We start from the raw sequence: 9,839 nt of genomic DNA, 5'->3' as shown, positions 1-9,839 counted from the left end.
GCGGCCGCGGGTGCGGTGGAGGCCCTGTCGGTGTCGTTCGGTGAGGCGGCGACGGGCACGAAGGTGGTCTCGCGGACGGCGCGTGAGTCGACGGGACGTCCGGAGCTGACGGAGGCGGCGATCGTGGTCTCGGGTGGCCGCGGGGTCAACGGTGCGGAGAACTTCCCCGTCATCGAGGCCCTCGCGGACAGTCTGGGCGCCGCGGTGGGTGCTTCGCGTGCCGCGGTGGACGCGGGCTGGTATCCGCACACCTCCCAGGTCGGGCAGACGGGCAAGTCCGTCTCCCCGCAGTTGTACATCGCCTCGGGCATCTCCGGCGCGATCCAGCACCGGGCGGGGATGCAGACCTCCAAGACGATCGTCGCGATCAACAAGGACGCCGAGGCCCCGATCTTCGAACTCGTCGACTACGGCGTCGTCGGCGACCTCTTCGCCGTCGTCCCCCAGCTCACCGAGGAGATCAACACCCGCAAGGGCTGACCGTCCACGAACACCCCCGCCGCGGGCCGCACGGAGAACCCACCGTGCGGCCCGCGGCCGTCGTCACCGTCGATCTTCGGACGGCCGTGACGGAGCTCGTCGGCCGGCACGGTCCTGTGCGCCGAGGCCGAACGTGGTGAAGGCCGTGCGCTCGGGCAGCGGGTAGAACTCCTTGCCCGTGAGCGCGTTGACGATGACGGCGGAACGCCAGGCGGCCAGGCCCAGGTCCGGTGCGCCGACGCCGTGTGTGTGCCGCTCGGCGTTCTGCACGAAGACGGAACCGGTGATCTCCGGTGACAGGACGAGCCGTTGGGACGCGTCGATCAGTGGGCGTCCGGACTCGTCACGGGCGATGCAGGGGTCGAGAGCGGCGAGCAGCGTGTCGACGGGGCGCTCCCGGTAGCCGGTGGCGAGGACGACGGCGTCGGTGACGAGCCGGCCCCGCGCCTCCTGCTGCCCGTGCTCGACCCGCAGTTCGATGCGCCCGTCCTCGGTGGCGGCGGCGCCGGTGACCTCGATGCCGGGGGTGAGCGTGACGTCCGGCCAGCCACCGTCCAGGCTGCGCCGGTACAGCTCGTCGTGTATGTCCCCCAGCGTGTCCGCGCTGACACCCTTGTACAGCTGCCACTGGCGGGGCAGGAGCCGGTCCCGGGTGGCCTGCGGAAGTCCGTGGAAGTAGCGCGTGTAGTCGGGGGTGAACTGCTCCAGACCGATCTTGCTGTACTCCATGGGCGCGAAGGCGGGCGTACGGGCCAGCCAGGTCAGCCCTTCCGCCCCCTCGGGCCGGGACCGCAGCAGGTCCAGCAGCACTTCGGCGCCCGACTGGCCCGAGCCGACGACGGTGACGTGGCGGGCGGCCAGCAGCCGGTCCCGCTGGGAGAGGTAGTCCGCGGAGTGCAGCACGACGGCCGCCGGATCCTCGGCCATCGCCCGCAGCGGCTCGGGCACATGGGGCGCCGTGCCGACGCCGAGGGCGAGGTTGCGGGCGTGGGCGAGCCCGGTCGTGAGGGGCTCGCCGTCGGGGCCGAGCCGGGTGAACTCCACGGCGAACGCGTCGTGTCCGGGGTCCCAGGCGACCGTGTCGACCCGGTGGCCGAAGCGGGTGGCGGGGAGTTCGGTGCTCACCCAGCGCAGATAGCGGTCGAACTCGGAGCGGTGGATGTGGAAGCGCTCGGCGAAGTAGAACGGGAAGAGCCTGCGGCGGACCTTGATGTAATTGAGGTAGGACCAGGGGCTGGTGGGCTCCACGAGACTCACCAGATCTGCCAGGAAGGGCACTTGGAGAGTCGCGCCCTCGATGAGCAGTCCGGGGTGCCAGTGGGAGGCCGCCCGCTGCTCGTGGAAGACGGTCCGCAGTCCGGGTACGCCGTCGGCGAGCGCGGCGAGCGAGAGGTTGAAGGGCCCCGCTCCCACTCCCAGCAGATCGAGGGGCGGCGTGCGCGGTCCGGGCGTCATCGGTTACCTCCGGCGGGGTTCGCCGGGACGGCGGGTATCCGTCCCGGGCGGGTCGTACGCATCATGCGTATCGCGCGTATCGGCAGACTCATGGCGACAGCCTTTCCTTCCTGGGGCCCTCGGCACCTTCGACCGACCAGACTCCGCTGCCCGCACGCTCCCCCGCGGCCTCCGCGGCGGCCCGGGCCGCCGCCGCCACCACGAGGTCGAGCAGCGGAAGGAGGTCGGCCGTCGCGGCGTTCGGGTGCAGCAGTGTGGCCTTCAGCCACAGGCGGCGCCGGCCGTCGCCGTCCTCCGCGACGGCTCGGCCGAGGACGGCCCGTCCCTCGACGAGAAGGGTGCGGCGGACGGCGGCCACCACGGAGTCGCCCACCTCGTCGGGCAGCCCGTCGGCCACCGTCGGCCGGAAGAGCACGGTGCTGATCCCGATCTCCCCCGGTCGGCGGCGCAGCGCGGGGCGCGTGTCGAGGCACGCGCCGAACTCGTGGGCCGTACGCACGCAGTGCTCCACCAGTGCGCCGAGGCCCCGGCGTCCGAGCGCCCGGAAGGTGACCGCCATCTTCAGGGCGTCGGGGCGTCGGGTGGTGCGGATCGAGCGGCCCAGCAGATCCGGGAGCCCGGCCTCGGTGTCGTCGTCGGCATTGAGGTAGTCGGCGCGCAGGGACAGCGGCGCGAGCATCCCGGCGTCCGCGACGGCCAGCACGCCGGCGGCGACCGGCTGCCAGCCGAGCTTGTGCAGGTCGAACGTCACGGAGGCGGCGTGCTCCAGGCCGGCGAGCTGGGGGGCCAGGCGCTCGCTGAACAGCAGCGGACCGCCGTACGCGGCGTCGACGTGGAGCTGGGCCGCGTGCCGCTCGGTGATGCGGGCGATCTCCGGGAGGGGGTCGATGCGCCCCTCGTCGGTGGTCCCGGCGGTCGCGACGACCAGGAGCGGCGCTCCGGCGAGAGCGGTCAGGGCCCGGTCGAGTCCGGCCGGGTCGATGCGGCCGTCGCGGCAGGCGACGACCGTGGGGGCGGGCAGGCCGAGCATCCAGGCGGCGCGGTGGACGCTGTGGTGGGCGTTGGCCCCGGTCACCACTCTCAGCGGCGGGGCCGCTCCCGGGCCCGCGCCCGCCCGTTCCCGGGCGAGGAGCAGAGCGACCAGGTTGGACTCGGTGCCACCGCTGGTGATGAGCGCGTCGGGGGCGGGGGCCGTCGGGTGGACGAGCCGGGCCAGCGCGGCCGTGGTCAGTTCCTCGATCACTCCTGCGGCGGGGGCCTGGTCCCAGGAGTCCATGGAAGGGTTGAGGGCCGCCGCCGCCAGGTCCGCCGCGACGGCCACGGCGAGCGGTGGGCAGTGCAGGTGGGCGACGCAGGCGGGGTCGGCCGGATCGGCGGCCCCTTCGGCGACCGCGCGGACCACGTCCCCGAGCGCGGCCTCGGGGCCGGTGCCCTCCTCCGGCAGAACCGGGTCGCAGAGGGCGAGGGTGCGCAGGGCCACGGCCTCGGGCCCTCCGGCGGGCAGTGGTCCGCCCCGGGCCGGCGCGGCGTCCTCCAGTGTGTCCAGGGCGATCGCGGTGAGGGCCCGCAGGCGCCCCGGCCCGTGCGGGCCGCCGGCCACCGCGTCTCCCGGCACTCCCTCCGGGCCGTGATCCGGCGGCGTACCGTCGCTCGCGCCGCTCATACCCCACGCTCCGGGGGAAGTTCGCAGAACGGCAGGGCCTGAGCACGCGGCATGGTGAAACCCTTCGGTCGGGGCGGCACCGGTCAGAGAAAGATCCACAACCGGGTATTCGCCGGTTAGGTTAACCTAACTCCGCGAGCGGCGGCCGGGCGTGACAGGTGCTGGGGCACGGGCCGTTGGCGTATTCCGGCAGCCGCGGCGGCCTTTCGGGGGAGCGCGTCGGCCACGACCTGTTCCCCGACCGTTCGACCGCCCGTCAGGGGATCGCTGACCACCGGTCAGACCGCTCGCGTCGACTGGGCCCGACAGTGACACAGATGTAACCGAATGGCGTAGAGACTGCGGAACCACAGAGCGTCACAAGCCGTTGTTCTTCCCACTACACGGCCGCCGATCCGCGGCGCGCCGGTCGAGGAAACGGATATCGACACATGAAGAAGACAGTCGGGTGGGCCCAGGACGGCGACGACTGGACGATCACCGTGAACGGCACGCTGTACCGCGCCGTCGAGCGGCCGACGGACGGCCGGGTGCACGACTACCTGGTGCGGGGCAGTGACCTGACCGCCGAATGCCCCAGCCTCGGGCACGGGCTCGGCGTGATCCGGGCGCACGAGTCCCGCGGCTGACATCCCGCGGGTCCCATGACGAGGTGCGGCGGCGGGGGCCGCCCGCGCTTCGGCGCGCGGAGGCGCCCGGTTCCGGCGGTGCCGTTCGACGGCCTCCGCGCGCGGCCGGCCGGCTGTGCCGGGGTGGGGGGCGGCCCGGGCTGGTGCCCGCGATCGGGCCGGTCTCCGCGTTCGCGGGCGGATCTCCGCGACCACGCGGACCTCCACGATCAGGCAGGCCCTCACGATCAGGCCGGTCTCCGCGACCGGGCGGAGGAAGCTCTCAGGTCTCCGGGAGGGCGTGTTCGCGGGCGACGGGATGAAGCGGACCCGCGCATACGTTGTAGAGGGTTGCGTCCGGCTCACAACGGGCCGGGACCCGAAGGCGGAGGCAAGGCTGTGCACGGTGAGTACAAGGTTCCCGGCGGCAAGCTGGTCGTGGTGGACCTGGATGTGGCGGGCGGGGCGCTGCGGAACGTCCGCGTCGCCGGGGACTTCTTCCTCGAACCCGACGAGGCGATCCTCGCGATCGACGCGGCGCTGGAGGGCGCTCCGGCCAACACGGACACGGCCGGTCTCGCGGCCCGGATCGAGGCGGCGCTGCCCGACTCCACGGTGATGCTCGGGCTGAGCGCGGAGGGTGTCGCCGTCACCGTGCGCCGGGCGCTCGCACAGGCCACGGAGTGGAGCGACTACGACTGGCAGCTGATCCACGAGGCCCCGCAGTCGCCCGCCCTGCACATGGCGCTGGACGAGGTCATCACGGCGGAGGTCGCGGCCGGGCTGCGGCCGCCGACGCTGCGGGTGTGGGAGTGGGACTCCCCCGCCGTGATCATCGGCAGTTTCCAGTCGCTGCGCAACGAGGTGGACCCGGCGGGTGTCGAGCGGCACGGCGTGAACGTCGTGCGCCGGATCTCCGGCGGCGGTGCGATGTTCGCCGAACCGAGCTCCACCATCACCTACTCGCTGGCGGTCCCGCAGTCCCTGGTCTCCGGGCTGTCGTTCGCCGACAGCTACGCCTACCTGGACGACTGGGTCCTCGAAGCCCTCGCCGACATGGGCGTCAAGGCGTGGTATCAGCCGCTCAACGACATCGCCACCGAGGTCGGCAAGATCGCCGGGGCGGCCCAGAAGCGGATGGTCGGGCCGGACGGCGGGCCGGGCGCCGTGCTGCACCACGTGACCATGGCGTACGACATCGACGCCGACAAGATGCTGGAGGTGCTGCGGATCGGGAAGGAGAAGATGTCCGACAAGGGCACCCGTTCCGCGAAGAAGCGCGTCGACCCCCTGCGGAGGCAGACGGGGCTGCCCCGCCAGACGGTGATCGACCGCATGATCGAATCCTTCCGCAAGCGCCACGGTCTCAGCGTGGGAAGCGTGACGGACGCCGAGCTGGCCCGCGCCGAGGAACTCGTACGCACCAAGTTCGGGACGCCGGAGTGGACCGCCCGGGTGCCGTAACGGGGGTGCCGGGCGGTCCCTCGGGCCGGGTGCGGCCGTAGGTCAGTCGACGGTCACGACGACGGAGTGCCGGCCGCTCGCACCGTCGGGGACGGTCTTGGTGCGCTTCTCGGTCTGGACCTCGCCGGTGCCGTCGGTGGCCCGGACGGTGAGGGTGTGACCGCCGGGGGTCGCCTGCCAGGGGTAGGACCACTGCCGCCAGGTGTCGACAGTGGCCTGTTCGGCGAGCTGCGCCGGCCGCCAGGGGCCGTCGTCCACCCGGATCTCGACCTTCTCGATGCCGCGGTGCTGGGCCCAGGCCACGCCGGCCACCATGACCGTGCCGGCCTCGGGGCGTCCGAAGGGCTTGGGGGTGTCGATCCGGGACTGGGTCTTGACCGGGGCCTCGCGGGCCCACGAGCGCTTCACCCAGTACGGGTCGTAGGCGGCGAAGGTGGTGAGCTCGATGTCCTCGATCCACTTGCAGGCCGAGACGTATCCGTACAGACCGGGGACGATCATGCGTACCGGGAATCCGTGGACGAGGGGCAGCGGTTCGCCGTTCATCCCGACCGCGAGCATCGCGTCCCGGCCGTCCATGACGGCCTCGACCGGGGTGCCGAGTGTCATCCCGTCCACGGAGCGGGCGACGAGCTGGTCGGCCGGGCCTCCCCGGGACGGCGGTTTCACCCCGGCCTCCCGGAGCAGGTCGGAGAGCCGGACGCCGATCCACCTGGCATGGCCGACGTAGGGACCGCCGACCTCGTTGGAGACGCAGGTGAGCGTGATCTCCCGCTCGGTCAGCGGGCGCGCGAGCAGCTCCCGGTAGGTGAACTCCCGGTCCTGCCGCACTCCCTCGCCATGGATCCGCAGGCGCCAGGAATCCGCGTCCACCTTGGGGACCACGAGGGCCGTGTCCACCCGGTAGAAGGCGTCGTTCGGCGTGGTGAACGGGCCGAGGCCGGGGACCCTCAGCCGGGCTCCGGCCGGAATCGGTCGCGCGGGCGAGGCCGGTGCCGGCAGTGTCACGGCCGCACGGGAGGCGGCGGCGTTCCGGCCGCTGCGGCCGTTGAGGGCCCGGCCGGCGGCGCCCGCCGCCGTGGAGGCGGCGGCTGCCGCGGTCGCGGCGATCAGGAAGCCGCGCCGGTCCCAACCGCCCTCGTCCTCCTGCCCGTTCTCCCGTTCACCCTCCTGCCCGGGCGCCTGCCCGCCCGCCTCCGCCCTCTCGTCCTCCCGCTGGTGCGCCTCTTCCTTCTCGTCCTCCCGCTGGTGCGCCTTCTCCGGCCCGGCGATCCGGCGCGGGCGGGTGAGCCGGCCGATGAGGGCGTACAGCAGTGCGGCCCCCACGACCGCCCCCAGCAGCGACGGCAGACCGTCCGCGGGCCCCGAGGAGTCCGGCCTGCTGACGGCGGCTGCCGTGCCGACGACGCCGAAGACCAGGACGGCGGCGGAGCCGGCCCGCCGGTGGCGCAGTGCCAGCAGGCCGACGAGAAGGGCGAGGAGGGCGAGCGTGACGACGATGCCCAGTTGCAGGACGAGCTTGTCGTCCTCGCCGAAGTTCCGGATCGCCCAGTCCTTCACACCGGCGGGCGTCCGGTCGACGGCCGCTCCGCCGACCGCTGTCACAGGGCTCGCCTCGGGTCTGACGGCCGCCGAGGCGAGCTCGGCGACGGCCAGCGAGGCGAACCCCGCGAGCAGTCCGCTCAGGGCGGCGAGCATGCCGCGGGTCAGGGCTGTCCGGGTGATCCTCACGGCCGTCATTCGAAGCCGTGGGCCCGGCGGATTGGTCCGGGACGACAGCGGCCCCGGAACGCGTTCCGCCCCGGCGGGCGCGGGGCCTGCCGGGGCGGAGCGGAGAGGCGGGGGCGTCCGCCTCACATCAGGTCAGGCGAGCGTCGCGATGGCCTGGTTGAACGTGGCGGACGGGCGCATGACCGCCTCCGCCTTGGCCGGGTCGGGCTGGAAGTAGCCGCCGATCTCGGCCGGGGAGCCCTGCACCGCGATCAGCTCGGCGACGATGGTCTCCTCCTGCTCGGCCAGCGTCGTGGCGAGCGGCGTGAACGCCTCGGCGAGCTTCGCGTCGTCGGTCTGCCGCGCCAGCTCCTGGGCCCAGTAGAGGGCCAGGTAGAAGTGGCTGCCGCGGTTGTCGATGCCGCCGAGGCGACGGCTCGGGGACTTGTCCTCGTTGAGGAAGGTGCCCGTCGCCCGGTCCAGGGTGTCGGCGAGGATCTTGGCCCGCGCGTTGTCCGTGGTGGTGGCCAGGTGCTCGAAGCTGACCGCGAGGGCCAGGAACTCGCCCAGGCTGTCCCAGCGCAGGTAGTTCTCCTTGACGAGCTGCTGGACGTGCTTGGGGGCCGAGCCGCCCGCACCCGTCTCGAAGAGGCCGCCGCCGTTCATCAGCGGGACGACGGAGAGCATCTTCGCGCTGGTGCCGAGCTCCAGGATCGGGAAGAGGTCGGTGAGGTAGTCGCGCAGCACGTTGCCGGTGACGGAGATGGTGTCCTCGCCGCGGCGGATGCGCTCCAGGGAGAAGGCGGTGGCCTCCTCCGGGGTCTTGATGGAGATGTCCAGGCCGTCGGTGTCGTGGTCGGCGAGGTACGTGGTGACCTTGGCGATAAGGTTGGCGTCGTGCGCACGGCTCTCGTCCAGCCAGAACACCGCCGGGTTGCCGGTCGCGCGGGCGCGGGTGACCGCGAGCTTGACCCAGTCCTGGATCGGCAGGTCCTTGGTCTGGCACATCCGGAAGATGTCGCCGGCGCCGACGGCCTGCTCCAGCACCACGGCGCCGTTCGTGTCGACGACGCGCACCGTGCCGGTGGCGGGGATCTCGAAGGTCTTGTCGTGGCTGCCGTACTCCTCGGCCTTCTGCGCCATCAGCCCGACGTTGGGCACCGAGCCCATGGTCGACGGGTCGAAGGCGCCGTTGGCGCGGCAGTCGTCGATGACGACCTGGTAGACACCGGCGTAGCTGCTGTCCGGGAGGACGGCGATGGTGTCGGCCTCGTCGCCGTCGGGGCCCCACATGTGACCCGAGGTGCGGATCATGGCGGGCATGGAGGCGTCGACGATGACGTCGCTGGGGACGTGCAGGTTGGTGATGCCCTTGTCGGAGTCGACCATCGCGAGGGCGGGGCCCTCGGCGAGCTCGGCCTCGAAGGACGCCTGGATCTCGGCGCCGACGTCCGGCAGGGAGCCCAGGCCCTTGAGGATGCCGCCCAGGCCGTCGTTCGGGGTGAGGCCCGCCGCGGCGAGCTGGTCGCCGTACTTGGCGAAGGTGTTCGGGAAGAAGGCGCGGACCGCGTGGCCGAAGATGATCGGGTCGGAGACCTTCATCATGGTGGCCTTGAGGTGCACGGAGAACAGCACGCCCTCGGCCTTGGCGCGGGCCACCTGGGCGGTGAAGAACTCGCGGAGCGCGGCGACGCGCATGACGGCCGCGTCGACGACCTCGCCCTTGAGGACGGGTACGGACTCGCGGAGCACGGTGGTGGCGCCGTCGTCACCGTGCAGCTCGATACGGAGCGAGCCGTCCTCGGCGATGACCGCGGACTTCTCGGTGGAACGGAAGTCGTCGACGCCCATCGTGGCGACGTTCGTCTTCGAGTCGGCGCTCCAGGCGCCCATGCGGTGCGGGTGGGCCTTGGCGTAGCTCTTGACGGAGGCGGGGGCGCGGCGGTCGGAGTTGCCCTCGCGCAGCACCGGGTTCACGGCGCTGCCCTTGACCTTGTCGTACCGGGCGCGTACGTCCTTGTCCGCGTCGGTCTGCGGGTCGTCCGGGTAGTCCGGGAGCGCGTAACCCTGCTCCTGGAGCTCGGCGATCGCGGCCTTGAGCTGCGGAATCGACGCCGAGATGTTGGGCAGCTTGATGATGTTCGCGCCGGGCGTCCTGGCCAGCTCGCCGAGCTCGGCGAGCGCGTCATCGATACGCTGCTCGGCCTTGAGGTGCTCCGGGAAGCCGGCGATGATCCGCCCCGCGAGGGAGATGTCACGGCGCTCCACCGTGACTCCTGCGGTCGAGGCGTACGCCTCGACTACGGGCAGGAGCGAATAGGTCGCCAGGGCAGGGGCCTCGTCGGTGTGCGTATAGATGATGGTCGAGTCAGTCACCGGGTGCTCCGCTCCACGTCTGCAACATTGCTTGACATCAAGATATCTCTTCGGCGTGCGCGGCTCCACAAGGCCCCCGTACG

At 72.4% G+C, this 9,839-nt stretch carries 7 protein-coding genes; 3 read left to right on the top strand and 4 right to left on the bottom strand.

The annotated features are described in order from the left end of the window. A partial coding sequence (locus tag ACIQMU_RS19430; protein ID WP_402689285.1) for an electron transfer flavoprotein subunit alpha/FixB family protein occupies positions 1 to 480 on the top strand: 480 nt, incomplete at its 5' end. 63 nt (positions 481 to 543) lie between these two features. Here the strand turns inward: ACIQMU_RS19430 and ACIQMU_RS19425 are convergent. Beyond that, positions 544 to 1,935, bottom strand: a complete 1,392-nt coding sequence (locus ACIQMU_RS19425) for a SidA/IucD/PvdA family monooxygenase (RefSeq protein ID WP_352240787.1) — start codon at positions 1,933 to 1,935, stop codon at positions 544 to 546. An 88-nt stretch (positions 1,936 to 2,023) separates the two neighbouring features. After that, complete coding sequence (locus ACIQMU_RS19420; RefSeq protein ID WP_402689284.1) at positions 2,024 to 3,598, bottom strand: pyridoxal phosphate-dependent decarboxylase family protein; 1,575 nt, start codon at positions 3,596 to 3,598, stop codon at positions 2,024 to 2,026. A 431-nt stretch (positions 3,599 to 4,029) separates the two neighbouring features. Between ACIQMU_RS19420 and ACIQMU_RS19415 the strand changes: the two genes are divergently transcribed. Beyond that, positions 4,030 to 4,227, top strand: a complete 198-nt coding sequence (locus ACIQMU_RS19415) for a hypothetical protein (RefSeq protein ID WP_352240785.1) — start codon at positions 4,030 to 4,032, stop codon at positions 4,225 to 4,227. A gap of 378 nt (positions 4,228 to 4,605) precedes the next feature. Next, positions 4,606 to 5,670, top strand: coding sequence for a biotin/lipoate A/B protein ligase family protein (locus ACIQMU_RS19410; protein ID WP_352240784.1), 1,065 nt, complete (start codon positions 4,606 to 4,608; stop codon positions 5,668 to 5,670). A gap of 42 nt (positions 5,671 to 5,712) precedes the next feature. On the opposite strand, the gene ACIQMU_RS19405 is transcribed toward ACIQMU_RS19410, so the two are convergent. Together ACIQMU_RS19405 and ACIQMU_RS19400 are read right to left on the bottom strand one after the other, a co-directional pair. Beyond that, a complete protein-coding gene (locus tag ACIQMU_RS19405; protein WP_352240783.1) occupies positions 5,713 to 7,410 on the bottom strand; it encodes a molybdopterin-dependent oxidoreductase in 1,698 nt (565 codons plus the stop codon). Between the two features lie 123 nt (positions 7,411 to 7,533). Beyond that, the gene (locus ACIQMU_RS19400) at positions 7,534 to 9,756 is read right to left on the bottom strand and encodes an NADP-dependent isocitrate dehydrogenase (protein ID WP_402689283.1); all 2,223 of its coding nucleotides are present in this window, start codon (positions 9,754 to 9,756) and stop codon (positions 7,534 to 7,536) included. Positions 9,757 to 9,839: the final 83 nt, after the last annotated feature.

This window comes from Streptomyces sp. NPDC091649, from assembly GCF_044756785.1.
Lineage (GTDB): Bacteria > Actinomycetota > Actinomycetes > Streptomycetales > Streptomycetaceae > Streptomyces.
This window is presented reverse-complemented; position numbering and strand designations above follow the sequence as displayed.

Coding starts and splice junctions, on each gene's coding strand:
- ACIQMU_RS19425 (WP_352240787.1), bottom strand. CDS start 1,935: ATGACGCCCGGACCGCGCACGCCGCCCCTCGATCTGCTGGGAGTGGGA.
- ACIQMU_RS19415 (WP_352240785.1), top strand. CDS start 4,030: ATGAAGAAGACAGTCGGGTGGGCCCAGGACGGCGACGACTGGACGATC.
- ACIQMU_RS19405 (WP_352240783.1), bottom strand. CDS start 7,410: ATGACGGCCGTGAGGATCACCCGGACAGCCCTGACCCGCGGCATGCTC.
- ACIQMU_RS19420 (WP_402689284.1), bottom strand. CDS start 3,598: ATGAGCGGCGCGAGCGACGGTACGCCGCCGGATCACGGCCCGGAGGGA.